This window comes from Desulfamplus magnetovallimortis (genome assembly GCF_900170035.1).
GTDB lineage: Bacteria > Desulfobacterota > Desulfobacteria > Desulfobacterales > Desulfobacteraceae > Desulfamplus > Desulfamplus magnetovallimortis.
Map to the genome: position 1 here is coordinate 125,916 of NZ_LT828546.1, position 19,835 is coordinate 145,750.

Annotated in this window: 11 protein-coding genes; 4 read left to right on the top strand and 7 right to left on the bottom strand. The window is 42.9% G+C overall.

Annotated elements, in window-relative coordinates; genetic code table 11:
* Nucleotides 1–69: 69 nt before the first annotated feature.
* Together MTBBW1_RS13530 and MTBBW1_RS13535 are read right to left on the bottom strand one after the other, a co-directional pair.
* Nucleotides 70–1,017, bottom strand: coding sequence for a DMT family transporter (locus MTBBW1_RS13530; RefSeq protein ID WP_186441284.1), 948 nt, complete (start codon nt 1,015–1,017; stop codon nt 70–72).
* A 133-nt stretch (nt 1,018–1,150) separates the two neighbouring features.
* Nucleotides 1,151–2,131 carry a TAXI family TRAP transporter solute-binding subunit gene (locus MTBBW1_RS13535; protein ID WP_080804305.1) on the bottom strand — a complete coding sequence of 327 codons (981 nt, stop codon included), beginning with the start codon at nt 2,129–2,131 and terminating at the stop codon, nt 1,151–1,153.
* Between the two features lie 357 nt (nt 2,132–2,488).
* On the opposite strand from MTBBW1_RS13535, the gene MTBBW1_RS13545 reads away from it, so the two are divergent.
* Complete coding sequence (locus tag MTBBW1_RS13545; RefSeq protein WP_080804307.1) at nt 2,489–4,045, top strand: KamA family radical SAM protein; 1,557 nt, start codon at nt 2,489–2,491, stop codon at nt 4,043–4,045.
* Nucleotides 4,046–4,306: 261 nt separating this feature from the next.
* Here the strand turns inward: MTBBW1_RS13545 and MTBBW1_RS13550 are convergent, their stop codons facing one another.
* Entirely contained in the window at nt 4,307–6,691 is a 2,385-nt protein-coding gene (locus tag MTBBW1_RS13550) for an ATP-binding protein (protein WP_080804308.1), read from the bottom strand.
* Nucleotides 6,692–7,119: 428 nt separating this feature from the next.
* On the opposite strand from MTBBW1_RS13550, the gene MTBBW1_RS13555 reads away from it, so the two are divergent.
* On the top strand, nt 7,120–7,557 hold the full coding sequence (locus MTBBW1_RS13555; RefSeq protein ID WP_080804309.1) for a DMT family transporter: 438 nt from the start codon (nt 7,120–7,122) through the stop codon (nt 7,555–7,557).
* An 80-nt stretch (nt 7,558–7,637) separates the two neighbouring features.
* Here the strand turns inward: MTBBW1_RS13555 and MTBBW1_RS13560 are convergent, their stop codons facing one another.
* On the bottom strand, nt 7,638–9,599 hold the full coding sequence (locus MTBBW1_RS13560) for a SulP family inorganic anion transporter (RefSeq protein ID WP_080804310.1): 1,962 nt from the start codon (nt 9,597–9,599) through the stop codon (nt 7,638–7,640).
* Nucleotides 9,600–9,727: 128 nt separating this feature from the next.
* Between MTBBW1_RS13560 and MTBBW1_RS13565 the strand changes: the two genes are divergently transcribed.
* Both MTBBW1_RS13565 and MTBBW1_RS13570 read left to right on the top strand, forming a co-directional pair.
* Nucleotides 9,728–11,242 (top strand): MFS transporter, encoded by a 1,515-nt coding sequence (locus MTBBW1_RS13565; protein WP_080804311.1) that lies wholly within the window; start codon nt 9,728–9,730, stop codon nt 11,240–11,242.
* A gap of 64 nt (nt 11,243–11,306) precedes the next feature.
* A complete protein-coding gene (locus tag MTBBW1_RS13570) occupies nt 11,307–12,173 on the top strand; it encodes a potassium channel family protein (protein ID WP_080804312.1) in 867 nt (288 codons plus the stop codon).
* Nucleotides 12,174–12,376: 203 nt separating this feature from the next.
* Here the strand turns inward: MTBBW1_RS13570 and MTBBW1_RS13575 are convergent, their stop codons facing one another.
* From MTBBW1_RS13575 to MTBBW1_RS13585, 3 genes are all read right to left on the bottom strand, one after another.
* Nucleotides 12,377–14,161 carry an InlB B-repeat-containing protein gene (locus MTBBW1_RS13575; RefSeq protein ID WP_080804313.1) on the bottom strand — a complete coding sequence of 595 codons (1,785 nt, stop codon included), beginning with the start codon at nt 14,159–14,161 and terminating at the stop codon, nt 12,377–12,379.
* A gap of 97 nt (nt 14,162–14,258) precedes the next feature.
* Nucleotides 14,259–19,154: an RCC1 domain-containing protein gene (locus tag MTBBW1_RS13580; protein ID WP_080804314.1), complete on the bottom strand. Its 4,896-nt coding sequence runs from the start codon at nt 19,152–19,154 to the stop codon at nt 14,259–14,261.
* Between the two features lie 491 nt (nt 19,155–19,645).
* Nucleotides 19,646–19,835, bottom strand: a 190-nt coding sequence (locus tag MTBBW1_RS13585) for a hypothetical protein (RefSeq protein ID WP_425430012.1), incomplete at its 5' end; no start/stop codon positions are given.

Below are 19,835 nucleotides of genomic sequence, written 5' to 3' on the forward strand. Positions count from 1 at the left end.
CGAATTTCATCCCTTCGATTGTGGCGGTAATCCGCCATGTACGTTATTTAAAACCCATTCCTAAGTATTTCACAAATCTTTTTCCCGACTCTGGCTCAGCAAAACACCTGCAATAACAAGAGCTGCTGCAATACACTGAATACCATTGAGGGATTCGCCAAGCATACTCCACCCAATTATAACGGCTGTGACAGGAACCAGATTTATAAACGAAGAAGCCTTAGATGCTGTAATTTTGCTCATGCCCCAGTTGTAAAGACCAAATGCGCCCAAAGAGACAAATGCGCCCAGAAAAATCAGAATCAATATGAGTTGAACTGTCCATGTATCAGAGGGCAAACAGAGTATCTGCTTCAATCCCGGAAGAAAGAAAATTGTTCCTGCAAGCAACTGCATGGCGGTAAGATGCCATGGATTGTATCGACCTGAAAGCTGCTTTACCAGAATTATGTTTGCAGCAGCAGCAGCCATTGCTCCAACTTCCAGCATATTGCCCAAAAGCGGATTTACAGCAGTTGCCCTGGAATCAGCAAAAAGAGTCAACCCAACAACGCCTGTAATGGATATGCATATTCCAGCACTGTTTTGCCATTTCAATTTTTCAGAAAGAAATATCCAGGCACCCACCGTGACCATCAAGGGTACAAAAGAAGAAATAATACCGGCCTGGGAAGATGTTGTAAAAAGAAGTGCCCTTGATTCAAGAAAAAAATAGATGCATGGTTGAAACATTACTGTGGGGAGAAGGATCTTCCAATCACCCTTTTTATAAGCCCCTGCAAACATTCCTGGTATCACAGGAATAATGCAAAAAAGGCCTATAATCATTCTCAGCCACATGACCGCCCATGGATTAAGAGTCTGAAGCGCTGTTCGCATAAAGGCAAAAGAAGCACCCCATAGAACCACGGCAGCCAGAAGTGCTGCAACAGGCAGAAAGCCTGATGTTTCAATTAAATTCATGGGCAATGTGGCAGATGATTGCAAAGATCTGTTACTGCTTTTCAAATATTTCATATTTTTACCGTGAAAATGACTATCATTTTTATATTTGGGGGTGATTGATACGTAATCAATCATGCCTGTTTACCGTGGAAATGGATACATTATTTTCATGGTCGGGGGAGTCCGGATGTTTGGCCATGAAGGTTTACATCAAACCTGCTTCCTTGTAATATTTCACGGCCCCGTCATGCAGAGGCGCAGTGAGACCTGCTTTTACCATATCCTCTTTTTTGAGATCAGCAAATGCAGGATGAAAACTTCTGAACTCATCAAAGTTTTCAAACACAAATTTAACAATATTGTAAGCCACTTTCTCAGAAACCATTGCTGAACTTACAAAAGTCGCTCCTGCCCCAAAAGTCAGGGTATCTTTATCTGCGCCCTTGTATATTCCCCCTGGAATGGTTGCTGTTCTGTAAAAAGGATATTCCGCAACCAGCTTGTCAATGACAGGGCCTGCAACTTCAACCATCACACAGTCACATAAAGTGGTTGCCTCCTTGATTGAATCACTTGGATGGCCGCCAATAAATATAATTGCATCCACTTTATTATCGCAAAGAGCTTTGGACTGGTCATTGGATTTTAACTCAAGAGCTGCTTCAAAGTCATCGGATGTCCATCCAAATGCCTGCATGAGCAGATCCATGGTCTCCCTGGAACCGGAGCCAGGATTTCCAATATTTACCCTCTTTCCCTTCAGATCTTCAAATTTATGGATACCTGAATCTGCCCTTGCAACAAGGGTAAATGGTTCAGGATAGACCGAAAACAGTGAACGAAGATTTTTATTTGCGCCTGTAACTTCAAAGGTGCCTTTACCATTATAAGCATTGTACTGGGTGTCTGACTGTACAATACCCAAGTCAAAGTCACCTGCTGCAATGGAATTGAGATTATAAACAGAACCGCCTGTTACCTCAACGGAACACTTTATGCCATGTTTTCTCATGCCTTTGCTCACAAGGTTGCATATTGCGTTGCCTGTGGGATAGTAAACTCCATCTTCACCACCTGTTCCAATGGTTATAAAAATTTTTTCAGCCTTCACTTGTCCTGGTTCAACCATAAAAAATATGGTTGCAAAAAATAAAAATAACATTGAACGAATGATAACTTTTTTCATATTATCTCCTTTTTTAACGGTTGTTCTATGATCAACCACTTATATCTTATCTCTAATGTTTCTTTTCTATAATGCTTCTTCAACTTTAAACTGTCCTTTCAAATTGTTATGCCAATTATAATATGAGTTTACAACATGAAAAAATTGAAAACTTACTTTTAAGAAAAACATCACACATATACACAATGCGTCATTCGCTTTTAACGGCAAAAGCATTCAATTTCCATGCCAAAAATTATTTTAAATTCTTATTTTTCCTTTTTTCATGGAAAAAAAAAGTGAACAGTGTTATGATCATCAAAGTGATTCACAGAAAAAAATTTACAGCAAACCTATTGAATCAGGGAGGTTAACCATATGAAAACTTTAGATATACTGACATCAAATCTTATAAATGATCTTTTTCAGAAAACAAATAAAAAAGTGTCGTCTGAACTTTTAAAAGAATTTTCCAATTTGCTTATATCTGCCCGTGAAAGTGATCTTACAGCACCAGTCATAGAGCTTTTTTCCCGTCTTTGCTGGCTTGGAAATGTCATGAACTGTTCTCCATTATCAGTTGGCATTTCAAGAGAGTCCCTTGAAGCCCTTGCAGCAGAACATGAAAGCACTGATGAACACAATGTCTCAATCGGGGGCAGAGTTGGCTGTGCAATGCCCATTGTGGAAAGTGCAATAAAAAGGGTGGATGCCTACCTCAATGAACATAAAAAGGCTGCTCCAAGCGGATTTGAACTCTGGGACACCATGCTTGAAAATAAAAAAAGGATCATGAATTCCCTCAATATGGATGAGTCTGACTGGAACTCATATTCCGGCCAGTTGCAACACTGCATTGACTCTGTTGATGATCTTGCAAAAATCATTGACCTTCCCATGGAGATGGAAAAAAAGATCAGAACTGTGACAAAAAAGTATCGAATGCGTTTAACACCCTATTATGCAAGCCTCATACAGACAGGTTTTGCAAATGATCCGGTTCTTCTTCAGTCAGTGCCCACAATTGAGATGCTCATAAACCCTGGGGATGAAATCCCCCCTGTTGCAGCAGATCACTCTCCAGCTCGTCTCATTGACCAGTTCTATCCAAGGGTTGCCATAATAAAGGCAACCAATATGTGTGCTATGTACTGCACCCACTGCCTGAGAATTGCCCATATAGGAAAAAAGGATCAGATATATCCGGAACAGGCATATGAAGAGGCCATTGACTACATCCGAGCAAACCATCGCATAAGGGATGTCCTTGTAACCGGCGGCGATGCCTTTGCATTACCCAACAAAATGATTCAGAATATACTTAAAGCCCTTGATGATATTGACCATGTAAAGGTTAAACGTCTTGGTACCAGAATTCCTGTAACTGTACCACAAAGGGTTGACAGCGAACTTCTTGATATACTTGCTGCAAGCAATGATAAAAAACCCCTTCGTATCTCTGTTCAGATCAATACAGCACAGGAGGTGACACCTGTTTCAGGGGAAGCGTTTAAAAATATATCCAAAAGTGTCTCTGCCCTGCTCAACCAGGCGGTGCTTCTCAAAGGAGTAAACGACACCCGTGTCAAAATGTGGAAGCTATGCGAAACAATCCATGAAAATTATGTAAGACCATACTATCTTTTCAATTGCTCCTACAGAAATCCCGAGTTTGCCCATTTCAGGGTACCTATAGAAATCGGCCAGGATATTGTGGAGAGCATGTATGGAAATATATCAGGAGATGCCATACCCAGATATATTGCAACAGCAGGGGGCAAAGTTCCCCTTCACAGAAGCAATATAGAAGAGAATAAAAACAGCGCGCCCAACACAATTACCCTTGTAAAACCATGGAACGGCGAACGGGTTGACTATCCAGATGCTGATAAAAAGCTGTATGAAAACAAGACCTTTGCATTTCTGAAACCTTGAGAAAATTATTTCAATACCTGGAGAAAAAGAGAATAATTTCAAAAAGAATGCATGGCATCTTTCATTTACCGATTCACATTTTCTGGAACACAATCTCCATTTTACGGGATCTCAATCCGAAAAGCACAAAGCACTTTTGAAACCATATGAAGCATGCCGGATGCACCTATTGTTCTTTCAAGGTTTGATTGTCGGGTAGAAAATGCCTTGAACCTTTGAAAAGCCTTAAAAGTCACCCGACAGTTTAAACTTGAAGAAGCACTATTTTATCTTCTTCAGGTTATTGATAATTTCACACAGCTTGCCAATATCAAGGGGTTTACTTAAAAACTCCTGCATACCTGCATCAAGACACTCTTGCGGTACCCCCTCACTGATATTGGCTGTCAAAGCAGCAATAAAGGGAGTTGGTGTATCAGGATTAAGGGCAACTATCTCCCTGCTGGCCTGAATACCATCCATTTCCGGCATCTGCAGATCCATAAGAATAAGATCAAATGATTCACTCTTACACATTTTCACAGCTTCAACGCCATTTCCTGCAATTTTAGGAGTATATCCTAATTTCACAAGCTGTTTTCTGATAAGCAACTGATTGACCTTATTATCTTCTGCAACAAGTATATTAAAGTTTTTCTGCTCCCCGCCGTTATCTTCTGAGTCTCCCTTTACTTGATCTTCTTTAATTAAATTTTCATGGCCTGAGAAATAAGATATTGAGTGAGATGGGGTTTTGTGCATGGGTTCACTTTTGCTTTCATCTCCAGGCAGGGATGGATTATCCTTGCACTCTTTCTGGAAAATATAAAAAGAGAATTTTGTTCCAACCCCGGGAGTGCTTTTAACAGTGATTTCTCCACCCATCTGTTCAATGAGTTTTCTGCATATGGCAAGGCCAAGTCCGGTGCCTTCAAATTTCCGACTGTAGGATGCGTCTGCCTGAAAAAAGGGGGTAAAGAGCAATGAAGATTGCTCATTTGACATACCGATGCCGTTGTCAGACAGTTCAAAAGAAACTCTCTTTTTCGCCATAGAGCCACCCGATAGTTGAGATTCTGCTGAAGGAGATAGTTGAGACTCTGCTGAAGGAGATAGTTGAGACTCTGCTGAAGGAGATAGTTGAGACTCTGCTGAAGGAGATAGTTGAAACTCTGCTGAAGGAGATAGTTGAAACTCTGCTGAAGGAGATAGTTGAAACTCTGCTGAAGGAGATAGTTGAAACTCTGCTGAAGGATATGCTGATTCAGAAACAACAAGCCTGACTCTCCCGCTCTCAGAAAACTTAAAGGCATTGTCCATTAAATGGTCAAGTATCTGTGCCACCCTGCCCTGATCTCCCTTGAAAGTTACACCTTTGATATCTCCCCTTAAACTAACTTCAAGTTCTATTCCACGGGACAGAGCCTTTTTCCGGTAGCGTTCTTCAAGCTCTTTTATAACTGACTCAAGGGAATATTTTTTATGAGCTAACTTTATCCCGCCAGATTCAAGCTGGTTATAATCAAGGATATTCCTGATCTTTGTGAGAAGCTCCCGGCTGTTGTCCATAATACTTTTTATCCAGGATTCCTGCTCATCTGTTATGTCGCTGCTGCCAAGAAGATCAGCCATGCCAAGTATGCCGTTAAGAGGTGTTCTCAACTCATGGCTCATGACAGAAAGAAAATTACTCTTGGCCACAGAAGCAGCCTCGGCACTCTCCTTTGCTTTTATCAGTGCCTGCTCTTCATGTTTTTTTCCTGTGTAGTCACGAAATACAATGACCGCACCGCCAAGTCTCTTTCCATCACTATCTTTAAGGATACTGCTTCCGGCATGAAGCCAGATTTCTTCCTTTAGATTATTATTTCTGACCAGAATTTCCCTTGGAGCCACCGGATTGTCAAACGAGTTTCTGTCTGTTGGGGCAGATTCTTCAGAAACCGGCATAAACTCTTCGTGCAAGAGATCAGACACAGAATAAAGAGTTGTACCATCAGACATGAAAAGGCCTGCTGCTTCTGGCCACTTTTCTGCATCACAGGAAATTTTAATATTTCCAACCATATTTTTGAATGATTCATTTATATGAAGAATATTGCCATGCTCATCAGTTATGACCACACCATCTCCCATGCTGCCCATAACTGACTGAAGGATAACGGTTTTTTGCTGAAGCTCACGCTTCTTCTGGTCAAGTTCAGCACTTGCTGCCTGATAGCCCAGAAGTTTTTGGTTTGTCATTGTGAGCCTTGAACTTAATATATCTGAAAAAATTTTCAGCCAGAGGGAATTCAGCTCAGAACGGCTCTCATCATGTATATTCTCTGAAGAGACAAGAAACAAAACAACATCAGTATCAGCAATAACAGTTGCACTGGCAAGGGATCTTGTCATTACACTCATCTCACCTATAATGTCCCCCACCCTTTTCATTTTCAGAATCAGTTCATTGTCAACATAAACTGCCACAGAGCCTTGCATGATAACATAAATGTTTTCATTGATTTTATGCTCTTCAATGAGGATAGTTCCTTTTTTAAAATGCTCAACTCTGGAGCATGAGATCAGATAAACGAGATGACTTTCATCAAATCTGCTGAAAACTCCTGTGCCTTTTAATATTTCAAGAATTCTTTCCGGAGAAAACAACGTGTTACTTCCCATTGGATTTCCCTTATAGCAAATTCCCTGTTTGAAGCGAAAAATTCCGACATACCACGATCATAAAAATACTTTGAACCACTTTCACTGCAAATTACTATTACCATTATCTTTGCAAGTCAATGTTAATTGCCTTGTTTTCTTTCTGTAAATGCCTTATGAAAAAACATATCAAAGTAGAGACGTTGCATGCAACGTCTCTACCGGAATATCGGTGCATGTCTATACCGGAATATCGGTGCATGTCTATACCGGAATATCGGTGCATGTCTATACCGGAATATCGGTGAATGTCTATACCGGAATATCTATTCCTACCCTGTTACAGTGAAACACATCATAAAGGTCTAAAACCCAAAGAAAACAAAATATAACGATAACAATCTAAATTCTGTCAATTGACAGCAAACCGCGTAAGGAGCAATCTATAATTGTTAAACATAATACTATTAGTAATTGTGGCAATCATTGGCGGCATATTTGTGACAATACAGGCCCAGTTCATGGGCGTACTTGATAAAAATATGGGCACTCTGGAAAGCGTTTTTATAACATATGGCGGCGGAGGACTTTGTGTGGGGCTTATGATGCTTTTTGCCCGAGGAGGTAATCTAAGTGCATTTCAAAGTGTACCTTGGTACACACTTTCAAGCGGAATTACCGGCCTTGTCATTGTGGGAACAATTGGCTATACCACGCCCCGCCTTGGACTTGTACCAGCTTTAACACTTATGGTAGCTGCGCAGTTTGTTTCTGCCGCCATCATTGACCACTTCGGGCTTCTTGGTGCTGACATCCGCATGCTGAGTCCATCAAGGCTGTCAGGTATTGGGATAATGATCCTGGGTATATGGCTCATAATAAAATAAAGGGTTGATTCTAAAGCAGGCAATTTGTCTGAATAAAGATCACCAGGATGAAAAGGATGGCCAGGATAGAGAATATATTGTCACACATTACGGCACTCTGTAAAAATCCTTGCTGTACAGACACCACAAACCTCTTTATCCATCTTCTGGAATATCCTGGATATGGCGATTCGCTCGGTGGTAAAAAAATGATCCTGGCCAATTTCAGATATAAAGCCCCCATGCTCCATAAAAGAGAGCACATCCCTGTTTAGCCTGCAAAGATAGAGAGAGCCTCCTCTCTTTTCCCGCCGTCTGGCTTCCTGAACCAGCATCATGGCACCTGAAACATCAATAAAATTAATACCATACCCCATAATAAGAAGACTTTGAGCTGGTTGATGGAAGAGAGATGGCTCATCCTCCAACTCCTCCAGAAATTCAGCAACATGGCTTGCAGCACCAAAGAAAAGTGAACCATTAACACGAATAATCTTCAGTTGAGGGCATTCGGACAAATTATTTTCATCAGGTTCATGCTCATCAAGCTCATGCTTATCAAACCCATGTTTATCAAGTCCATGCTTATCAAACCCATGTTTATCAAGTCCATGCTTATCAAACCCATGTTTATCAAGTCCATGCTTATCAAACCCATGTTTATCAAGTCCATGCTCGTTAAACCCAGAAGACTTCCCCTTGTTAACTGCCTTTAACGGCCTCCTGAACTCTTCAGGATCCGGTGCCATGACAGATATATGTGGATGGGAAGTTCTTGTTAAATATATGGCAAGGGATAGAAAAACACCAGCGTAGATGGCAAACTCTATCTCAAAAAACAGTGTACTCAAAAAAGTTGTCAAAAGAACAAAAGTATCCGATCTACTACTTTTAAGAATCTCTCTGATATGTTTGACGTCAATTAGCTTTACCGCCACCACAAGTATCACACCCCCCATTGCAGGCAGCGGCAGCCAGGCAGTAAGAGGAGCAATCAGAACAATAATCAGTGCAAGAAAAAGGGCGGAAAATATGCTGGCCATTGGAGTCACAGCTCCTGCATCATAATTGACACCAGATCTGGTAAAGGAACCGGAACTTGCATATGCTGAAAAAAAACTTCCAGCAATGTTTGAAAGCCCCTGGCCTATAAACTCCTGATTTCCATTTATGTGCTGCTCTGAAAAAACGGTAATTGACCTGGCAATTGAAAGAGCCTCAATAAGCCCAAGAAGTGCAATGGCAAGAGCACCAGGGGCAAGCATTCTCAATGTATCCAGATTAAAGTCCGGTGAGGAGATGGGGGGCAGAGTTCCGGACAGTTTCCCCAGAAGCCTTATACCATTGGCATCTCCTCCAAGAAGAAAAGCAAACAGGCTTCCAATGACAAGAGCTATCAAAAGTCCTGGCCAACGCGGCCGCAGGGCTTTAAGGGTTGCAGCAAAAACAAGGGTAACCAATGCCACTGAAAACTCATATGGATTGATCTCACTTGAACTTTTAAGGATTATCACCCAGCTTGTGACAAAGGAAGAACCATTGGGGATGGGTATGCCAAGCGCATGTTTAAGCTGGCCTGTGGCAATGAGAAATGCTGCACCTGCTGTAAAGCCAACAATAACAGAGTGGGAGACAAAATTTATTAACGTGCCAAGTCTTACAAGGCCAAATCCCAACTGAAAAACACCTGCCAGAAATGTCAGGGTCAACGCAAGACGAATATACTCAGAGGTACCAGGAGTTGCAAAATGCGTCAAAGTGGAAAAGACAATAATGGATATGGCAGTTGTAGGGCCTGATACAAGATGCATGGATGAACCAAAAAGGGCGGCAATGATGGGAGGAATAATTGCAGTATAAAGACCATATTCCGGTGGAAGCCCTGCAATCATGGCAAAGGAGACCCCCTGGGGCAGAACTATGAATGCACCGGTAAGACCCGCAAGTAGATCAGCCCTTATTGTCACAGGATTTACTTTTGCAATCCAGTTCAAAAAAGGGAAGATATTGATACGTAAAGGGATTTTTTTGATAACAGATACAGAAGCATGGGAGAATTTCATGATAATAACTTTCTCCTGACCGGAACAAACCGGAAACAGAAATGATTTTTAAATCAGGCATCTTTCATATATACTCTGGCAGGTTAAGGAAATAACACGGGACAGGTAAAAAAAACAGGGAAGATAAAATGAACGATAAGAAAAAACCCGTTGCAGGCAGAAACTGGATCATTGCTTCAGCACTTCTGGCACTTTTCCTGGGTGCACTTGATGCCCTTGTCATGTCTGCTGCCATGCCAACCATTATAGGAGAGCTTGGCGGCCTTCATCTCTACTCTTGGGCATACTCAAGCTATTTTCTTGCCCGTGCTGTTTCATTACCTGTTTTTGGCAAGCTGTCGGATCTCTTTCCAACAAAAAATCTTTTTCTGTTTTCAATTACACTTTTTGTACTGGCTTCGGTGGCAGCAGGCGCCTCTCTCTCAATGGATTTTCTGGTGGCAACAAGGATTTTTCAGGGAATAGGCACCGGCGGCATATTTGCACTTGTCTATGTTGTGCTTTCTGATGTTGCCCTGCCGGGACAACGTGCCAAAACACTCTCCCTTGCAAGCTCAATCTGGGGTATTGCAAGTCTTGTTGGTCCCACCATGGGTGGCTTCATTGTCACATGGTTCTCCTGGCGCTGGATTTTTTATATAAATCTTCCCCTCGGAATTGCATCCCTTATCGGAATTGCCCTGTTTTTTCATGAAGTTAGACCAAAACCCCATAAAATTGATCTTGACATTGCAGGGGTAATCCTGTTGTCAGGATTTATATTGGGAATATTGACAATAGTGGTGGCCGGAGGACGGGATATACCCTGGAATTCTCCCATAATTTTTCTCCTTGGAATTGTGACAATATTAATGGGTATTGGATTTTACTATACTGAAAAAAGGGCAAATGACCCAATCCTCAATATTGAGTTCTTTAAATATCCGGCATTTGCCCTGGGCAACACCATAACATTTTGTGCCAGCTTCTCCATTTTTGCACTGTTTGCCTATGCACCTCTTTTTTTACAGGGAGGACTTGGACTCTCTGCCCTTCAGGTGGGATATTCAATGCTCTCATTAAGTCTTGGATGGTCAATTGGCGCTTTTTTCATTGGCAGAGTCATGCAACAGTCCGGTAGAAAAAAAGTAACCCTTGCAGGTGCGCTGCTTCTGCTCTCAGGTAGTGCCATGACTCTGTCATTTTCAGGTAGCACCACCATAACCATATGCTTTCTGGTATTTCAGGTTGTGGGCATGGGCATGGGCTTTATCAGCCTTGCCACGCTGCTCATTGTACAGGAGAGCGTTGAAAACGAGCACCTTGGCATTGCAACTTCGTTTCATCAGTTTTCAAGAACAATCGGGGGAGCAATTGGAGTGGGGGTATGTGGTGGTTTTGTCACAAACCAACTTATGAGCAAACTTGAGGCAGCAGGTGCCAACCTGCCGGACGAGCTTCTCTCTCGCCTTCAACAGAGTATGGAGAATCTGCTGCGACCGGAATTCCAGGCAATGATACCGGAACAGGTGGTTATCCCCCTTCAGAATGCTGTTATTGAGAGTGTATCCAGCACATTTATCATTGTATTTGCTGTGACCATAATCTGTTTTGTACTATCTGTTCTGCTGCCCGGACAAAATGACTTCCCCGAAACCTTTTAGCAAAAGCCTGAAGAAGGTGTGATATTTTTACCTAAAAGATATCATCAAAATAAAAGAAATCAAAATGACCTCAGATAATATAAGAATCAAAATCTACTCAACTATTTTTTCGATTCTTCTTGTGTCCGGCACTGCCGGTTTCATGATATTTGAAAAGCTGTCACTTGTGGATGCCCTCTATTTTTCAATAGTCACAATGGCAACTGTTGGCTATGGTGATATACATCCCCAGACCCACATCGGCAAGATTCTGTCTCTGTTTATGATTGTGGGTGGAGTGGGTACGTTTCTGGGAGTTGTTGCAAGTATCACAGACCTATTTGTAAACCGCAGAGAGGAGTTACAAAGACACGAAAAACTCAACATGGTAACAGGGCTTTTTTTCAGCGAGATGGGCAACAGACTTCTAAATAGTTTATCCAGGCTTGATCCCAACATTAAAGAACTTAACACCCTGCTGCACATTTCAGGAGAATGGAGTGAAAGTACATTTACCAGCGCTTTTAAAACAGTGAAACTGCACAAATTTGAAATAGATTCACTTTTGCCGTATGATTTCCCATCCGACTCTTCCGGTAACGAATCACCAAATTATCCTTTTCTGGAAATAAATGAGTATCTTCAGCATAAGCGCAATCTGTTGCTGAGGCTCATTGAAAATCCAATCATACAGGAGCATGAAACATTTACAGAACTTCTACGTGCTGTTTTTCACCTGAGGGATGAGCTGATTAACCGTCCTGACATAAAGGTTCTGCTGCCGACTGACAGAAAGCATCTTGAGGGTGATGCCATCAGAATCTACAGACTTCTCACACTGGAATGGCTTCGCTATATGCACTATCTTTCAAAAAACTACGGCTATCTTTTTTCCCTTGCAGTTCGTACCAGCCCGTTCAATCCAGAAGCAAATCCTGTGGTAACCCAATAACGCCATGTATGTTATATGCTCAAAGTCGACACCTATGATCTTGTAAGCCTTGTCAACACTGTCTGAATCAGGATTCCCAAGATTAACAAGATAAGGCAGGATTATCTATCCTGAGCATCCTATCCATCCTGGTTATCCTGGTTCAGACAACTGCAATAACTTCTGAAAAAGCAATAAGATGTCGATTTTTAGTATATGAAATACTATTGTGATTGAAAAAACACCATAACCTTACATGGGCCGGTAATATTGCCTGTGGTATAGGTATTTCCGTTCAAAGTGCCATTGCATCCTAGGACAGCATTAATGCCGAATCCCGTATCCGGTGTTATTGTAAATGAGGTTTTCTCACCATGGTTTACGGTTTTGATGGACTGGTCAAGCCCATCTATTTTACCGTTGGCCGTAACAATACCTCTCACTGTATATTGTTTTGGGGAAAACGTGGCCGTTACTTCGCAGCTACCGGCAATGGTACCTGTGGTATATGTGGTTGATCCAGCGACATAACTTCCACCGCAGCCACTTACTGAAGCCGTATATCCCCAATCCGGCAAAATTGTGAATGTTGTGGTATCCCCGTGGTTTACTGAGCGATCTGCCGGGGAGATGCTTCCCCCCAAGCCTGCCCCGGGTGCAATGCCGGTGACAGTGTAGCTATTGAGGGTGAATGTGGCAACAACTTCGCAGTCAGCACTTATGGCTGCAGTGGTATAGGTATCGGCATCTGTCATGCTGCCACCACAGCCAATAACAGTTGAGATGCTTGAACCTGAATCTGGAGTAACAGTCAAGGTGGTTGTGGTCTCTTCGTCCACAATCTGGCTGGTTGGTGTGATGCTTCCCCCTCCTGCCCAGAACCTTGCTGTACCTGTAACCGTATGAACTGGATTGGGAAGATCATTTACGGTTATTGTAAAGGATTTATCTGTATAAAGCCCCCCTGTGTCTGTTGAACGCATGCGAATGGAATATGTATTCTGGAGATCATAATTGATAAAATCCTTTACCAGAAGCTGGTAACGATCAATGGTAAAGGCACTATTATCTGTATCCCCTGTTCCAGAAATAAATTCATAGGTAAAACTGTCCCCGGTATCCGGGTCTGTTGTGGAAAAGTTGGCAATGAGGCTCCCTTCCGGCAACCTTTCATCCACACTTGTCTGACTCATTGATATATCAGTGGGTGCCCTGTTAAGGGTTATCTCCACAGGCGTGAGACTGTTTGCCACTTCGCCACTGCCCAACTGCCCCAGGTTGTTTGTACCCCAGCTCCAGATGGTGTCATCATTTTTAACAGCAATTGTAAAATCCATTCCCGATGATATGAATTTAACATCCGTTAACACAAGGTATGGTGCCCTCTGTGGAGTGCCGTCCACTCCATTTCCTGCTGAACCATTGTCATTGGCTCCAAAGGTGTAAACATCCCCCGCTTCTGTTAAAACTGCAAAATTATAATATCCCGCAGCCATCTGTTTTACCGGTGCTAAGTCTGAAGCTGTGGCATAATCAGAGGTTCCTGTATTACCATCCACTAATTTTACCTTGTAGGGCACATCATGCATCTGATAGACCTCATCCCCTGTGAAGTAGCCCGTTGTCCAGAGCGTACCATCTGTTGCGGTTACATAGGAACCTGCAACTCCCGCCTCAATATCAATTGCTGTTCCAAATCCTGAGTTATCCATTGCGATGGGGATGGTTTGCTGGGCTTCATTTGCCACGGCTGGGGTTCCAAGGCAGCCATATCTGTCAAATCCCCACACATAGACAGAACCATCATTGGAAAGTGCCATGGCGTGGAGATTTCCCATACTGACCTTGATAATGGTTCCGGTGATGTTGGTCATTGTGACAGCCACAGGAACATTGGAGTCCGAAGAGCTGCCATTGCCTAAGCGGTTGCTGCTGGCACTGCCCCAGGAATAGATTTGACCTGTGTTGTCAACCGCCAATGTTGTACCGCTATCCGCTGAAATATCCACAATGGTCTTTCCGGATATTGCCCCATACGCATCAAGCTAAGAATATAAGACTTTGTTTTTATTATAAATATAAAATCAAACATCTTAACAACAAAAATTAGAAAAACCCGTCTGATAAGGCTTTGAAAACCTTAGCTTGATGCGTATGGGATATTGCCCCCACCACCTGCACAGGAATATATTTATTGATGTAGGTTCCATCACCCAACTGCCCACCGCTGTTAACGCCCCATGTCCAGACTGTTCCATCACTTTTAAGGCCGACACCATGCTCCCTTGCAAGGGATATTTTATCAAACTCGGGAATATTTGCTGCATTTCCAGGTACCCGGTTGTAGGGTTGCAACCCATCGGCAAACATTCCTGCACAATTGGATCCAATGACATCAATTGTGGTGTCATTGTTAATGATAAAAGTATTGCTTCCCGAGGTCACGATATCGGCAACATTGGCGGCGTTGATGGATGATATCAATATGGGGCTTAATTGATCTGTAAAGGTTCCATCCCCAAGTTGTCCCTTGTCGTTTCTGCCCCATCCATAAACTTCCCCTGCCTGGGTTATGGCAAATGAGTGCTGGGAATCTGTGTGGATGCTTGTAATTGTTTTACCGGCAAGTGCGGTTATCTGTTCAGGAATGGTGCGGCTGCCGGTATCCCCCAACCCCAAGGCTCCATAGCTGCCACTTCCCACACTGTAAGCGTTACCGGTGTCATCCAGTGCCAATATATACCCTTGTCCAACTGCCACATCCACCACTGTTATATCTTCAAAAAATGCAATCTCCTGGGGCAACCCCTGCCCGAATTGATTCCCCCATGCAAAAACATCCCCTGTGGTATCAAGCGCCACGCCATCAATATAGTAAACGTCCATCTTTGTAATATTGGAAAGGGAAGCGATTTTTGCTGGCGTTGCGATCGCACTTCCTTCAGCAACACCGGTGCCCAGCACCCCATAGTACTGGCCTCCCCAGGAATAGACATCACCGGTATCTGTAAGGGCAAATCCCTGGAGATAGCCTGCTTCAATGGAAGTTATATTGAGGGTATCAAGATCTCCTGAAATTTTGGTGGGTGTATAAACAACGTTGGGATGAGTGCCAGATATTCCATTTCCCAGGGCACCTCTGTGTTCATATCCCCAGGAGTAGACATCACCGTCATTGGTAAGGGCATAGGCGGTTTCAGAGGAAGCAGCAGTCTCTTTAATGTTTAAAAGTGAAGTTATCTGGACTGGCAGTGGATTATCCAGATACTTATTGGTGCTGCCGCTTCCCAGTCGTCCATGGTAGTTCTGACCCCATGACCATGCTGTTCCATCATTTTGGGTTGCCAGGGTACAGTATCCAAAATAAGAAGAGAGTTGTGTAAAACCGTTATGGTTGGGAATGGTCAGTGGCGTCTGGCTCAGTGCTGCGTCCGGAAGGTAGCCGAACATTCCATCGGCATTGCTTCCCCAGGCATAGTTGACCCCTGTATCATAGGAGAGCATGGTGTTCCAATGGCCGCTGTTTAAATGAAGTACCTCCATTTCACCGGCTATATCTGTGATATCAATAATGAATGTATCTTCATAAAAGTGCCCTGTGCCATCTTCAACCCTGATTCTTATATTATACTGATTTTTGATCTCGTAATTGAACTCTTCAGCACTATTCAGTTTGTCCCCTGATATAGTGAAGCTGGCATTGTCTGTGTCCCCTGTTCCGGCAGTCAGGGAATATGTAAGTGTATCACCTGATTCCTCATTGGTTGCTGTGATCACTGCCACCTCGGTTCCTGATGCTAAATTTTCGGCTAAACTCTGGGACGACAACTGGATCTCTGTTGGGGCTTTGTTAAAGCAATCGGATGCAACCCAGTTTGCCGATGGATCCATATTTGTAAGAATACCTTCATTGCTGTTGGATGATTTGTCTTCCAATGCAGTTCCACTTGATGAATTAAAGTTGTAGTAGGCAACAAGACCTGCTTCATTTCCCTCCAGTTCACGGTACATGCTTTGCCTGATTTGATCTGCTGATCTGGCAGTGTTCCATATTTTAACTTCATCCATGGAACCATCGAATGGATGAGGAGCGCCACTGCTTCCGGAGTAGCCTAAAAATAAATTCCCACTGGAGGCGGTCAGTCCAGTATTTCGACCAACTCCTGTGGCAACTAATTCTCCATCCAAATAGATGTTTTGAGACGTTCCTTCATAAGTACCTGCAATATGATGCCATTCACCTAAAATATCCGATATAGGTTCGGTTATTACACGAGCATCACCTGCGGCAACATCATCACCACTCTCAAGTAAATAGAACCAAAATCTTTGATCCTGTTCATAGCTTAAAGCATAAGATGTTCCCCAATCTTTGCTGATAATGAATCTATGGGCATCAAGATTATCAATTTTTACCCAGGCTTCGATGGTAAGTTGATTTGTAACTGAAATATCAAGGCTTGCGTTGTTTGCTACTTCCACATAATCATCTGTTCCATCAAAATCCAGGGCATTGCCAGGTGCCACCATGAACTCTTTTGTTTCTGAATATGAACTGGTGCCGCTTTCATTTCTGACAGCCATTCGATAGTAATAGGGGGTCGATTCAATAAAATTTTGTCCCGTAATGTTGTAGCTGTAGATAGTAGAATCTCCATTGGAGTCAAGATTAGCTGTAATGTTAATGGGATTTGTGAAAGCAGCATTGTCAGCTATCTGCAAATTAAAGGTATCTGTGGCTCCTCCCTCTGTCCAGCTTGCTGTTAAACCTGTAGTTGTCACATCGCTGATGGTGATGTTGACCGGCTTCATGGCCTGTGATTCCACCCATGCCGTACCTGCTCCATTGAAAGTACCGTTGTTGCTTTTTGTTGTCCTATCATAAAGAGTGGTGCCCCCAGATTCATTAAAATTGTAATAGGCCACAAGACCTGCTTCATTGCCCTCCAGCTCACGGTACATGTTTTGCCCGATTTCATCTGCTGTCTTTGCCACATTCCAGATACGCACTTCATCAACAGAACCATCAACATAGTAGCCATTTGTTCTGACGCTTCCAATGATAAGGGGATTATCATTGGTGCTCAATCCACCGCCGCTGGCAGCCTTTTCCGACACCAGTACACCGTCCAGAAAGAGTTTACTGGAAATGCCGTCATAGGTTGCCGCAACATGGTGCCAGGCACCCAGCATTTTTTCTTTCGGAACATATGCCGCCTGGTAGTGGTCTCCATTAACCACGACATCATTGGCTTCTTTTAAATACAGCCAAAGGTTGTCATTTGTTTCGTAGGAAATGGCAAAGCCCCCTGTCATCTCGGAGAAGCATTTGTCAATGAAAAATGCGTGCTGGTTGAGAGTGTTGATATAGACCCAGGCTTCTATGGTAATATTCGTGGTGATATCCAGGTTGGAACTGTCAGGGATGGTGACATTGTCATCTGTTCCGTCAAAAGTGAGGGCATTGTTTGTAGGCACTTGTGTGGTAAATTGATTCTGAGTACCATAAACAGTCCCACTGCCATTTATGGCATACGCCCTTACATAGTATGTCGTACCGGAAGTAAGGCCGGTAAGATTACTTATGAAGGCACCCGTTCCACTTCCGTCCGAAGTGGTGTTGTCACCGGTCGTCGGGTTTCCCACTGTATTCCAGCAAACACCTCGGGCTGTAATGGGAGCGGCATCTTCCCCAAGCGTTATTGTCCCGCCACTTGAGGCACTGAACGATGTAATGGATGTTATGGACGTCGTTGTCACACCAACATAATCTATAAAATCACCTTCGGAGATATTACGCCCAATGTTTTTAATTGTAATCGTTATCTGATGACCACTGCCGGAAAAAACCAAAGAACGGTCGTTACCGTTTATTATTTGCCCCGCAATAATGCCCTCTTTAGTTGCATTATCGATGTATTGCCCCCCGTTTTTCAACGATAAAGTATCACTCCCCGACACATTGAAGTCCCATATGACATCTTCATCCGTTGCCCCGGCATGGGTCAATTCAAACAAAAAAATATCGTTTCCCCCCAATCCGAACAGATCATCCGATCCACCCCCACCATCAATCGTATCGTTACCTGTACCGTAAGACGCCCAATTAGGACCGGCGTAATCATTCAATATGTTTGCAAGGCCAATTGTTGTTTTAAGAAAAATAATGGCACTACTCGCATCAGGGTAAGTATAGACGGCCGTATCTCCTGTTGATCCAGGTGTTGCATCAGTGCTGTTTCCCACACCGCCATTTCCCCCGTCTCCAGAGATTCCGAATCCTGCACCGCCGCCTCCACCACTTCCACCTGATGATGGTAGGCCACCTTTATAGCCAGCTAAAGCCGTATCCGCACCGCTTCCTCCATCACCCCCATTCATGTCACCCAACACTAAAGTTTCTCCTGGATTTCCGTGTATTCCTCCTGAACCGCCGGCTCCTGCTTCGTAACTTGTCCAGTAAGCTCCGCCCCCTCCGCCCCCTCCAGCACAAATACCTCCATCACCACCATTTTGGCCAATCTTGTCTATTGCCCCAGCATTTGCTCCAGCAGAACCGCCACCTCCACCACCACCTCCCAGTCCACCATGACCAGGAGTAATCTCATATTGGGTTGTCCAAACATAAGTTGCATTTCTTCCACCAAATCCGTCTCCAAAGATAATGTCATTGCCTTCATTTCCCTGGATAAAGTCGCTTCCTCCTCCACCAATACCACCTGCGATTGAAGCTTCAGCAAATTGCAACCCACCTCCACCACCACTGCCATCACCAAAAATGACATCATCTTCAGTTGTGGCTACAATAGTGTCATCGCCGCCACCACCTGTCCCACCGCTACCTGCTGTCTTCCATGATCCAGCACCACCACCACCACCACCACTGCCATCTCCCATAATGATTTGCCCAGGAGCAGCCATGGTTTTTAATGGATTGAATACAGCATATGATAAAATAACTATGAAAAATAATTTGGATAATTTTTGTTTGTTAGACTTCATTGTATGACCTCATAAGAAATATACTGGGAACTGTGAAGGAACTGTCGGACAAGACTACAAGTGTTGACTTTTGAAAAGCATTGGAATAATTAATCATTTTACAATGCTTTGATGTGTCGGTTAAAAAAAGATCGTCCCTATCATTTTTTTGACTATTATAAAGGTTTGCTAAAGGGGTTTTTTTATAAAAAAAGCAAACTAAAACCAACATGATTTTTTTTAATATAGCTTTCCAGAAAATTATTTTATTTTTTGGTCAAAAAAAATAATCCAGATAACAGATAGTTAGACCTTTCCACTATCAATTTAATTATCTGGAATACTATAGATCAACACTACTAATGCCTATTGCATTGTCAAAGCTAAAAATTAGGGGTCGTTTAATTGTAGAGACAAGGCATGCCTTGTCTCTACGTTGCAGATAACCCTAAAATTAAGTCTTGACAGTGCACTATAATAAGAAATCATGCTTAAAAGCAAGTTATATGCCACTAATTCAGTTTTTTTATCTCTTCAGTTGACAATCCTGTAAATTCAGAAATTTTATCAATGGATTCACCTTTTTTAAGCATTTGGCTTGCAACGGTTTTCAACCCCTTTTCAATTCCTATCTTTTCACCCTTTTCCATCCCTATTTTTTCACCTTTTTCCATCCCTATCTTTTCACCATCCTCTTTAGCC

Excerpts from the sequence above, each read along its gene's own strand:
- MTBBW1_RS13530 (WP_186441284.1), bottom strand. The coding sequence starts at position 1,017 with ATGAAATATTTGAAAAGCAGTAACAGATCTTTGCAATCATCTGCCACA.
- MTBBW1_RS13535 (WP_080804305.1), bottom strand. The coding sequence starts at position 2,131 with ATGAAAAAAGTTATCATTCGTTCAATGTTATTTTTATTTTTTGCAACC.
- MTBBW1_RS13545 (WP_080804307.1), top strand. The coding sequence starts at position 2,489 with ATGAAAACTTTAGATATACTGACATCAAATCTTATAAATGATCTTTTT.
- MTBBW1_RS13550 (WP_080804308.1), bottom strand. The coding sequence starts at position 6,691 with ATGGGAAGTAACACGTTGTTTTCTCCGGAAAGAATTCTTGAAATATTA.
- MTBBW1_RS13560 (WP_080804310.1), bottom strand. The coding sequence starts at position 9,599 with ATGAAATTCTCCCATGCTTCTGTATCTGTTATCAAAAAAATCCCTTTA.
- MTBBW1_RS13565 (WP_080804311.1), top strand. The coding sequence starts at position 9,728 with ATGAACGATAAGAAAAAACCCGTTGCAGGCAGAAACTGGATCATTGCT.
- MTBBW1_RS13570 (WP_080804312.1), top strand. The coding sequence starts at position 11,307 with ATGACCTCAGATAATATAAGAATCAAAATCTACTCAACTATTTTTTCG.
- MTBBW1_RS13580 (WP_080804314.1), bottom strand. The coding sequence starts at position 19,154 with ATGAAGTCTAACAAACAAAAATTATCCAAATTATTTTTCATAGTTATT.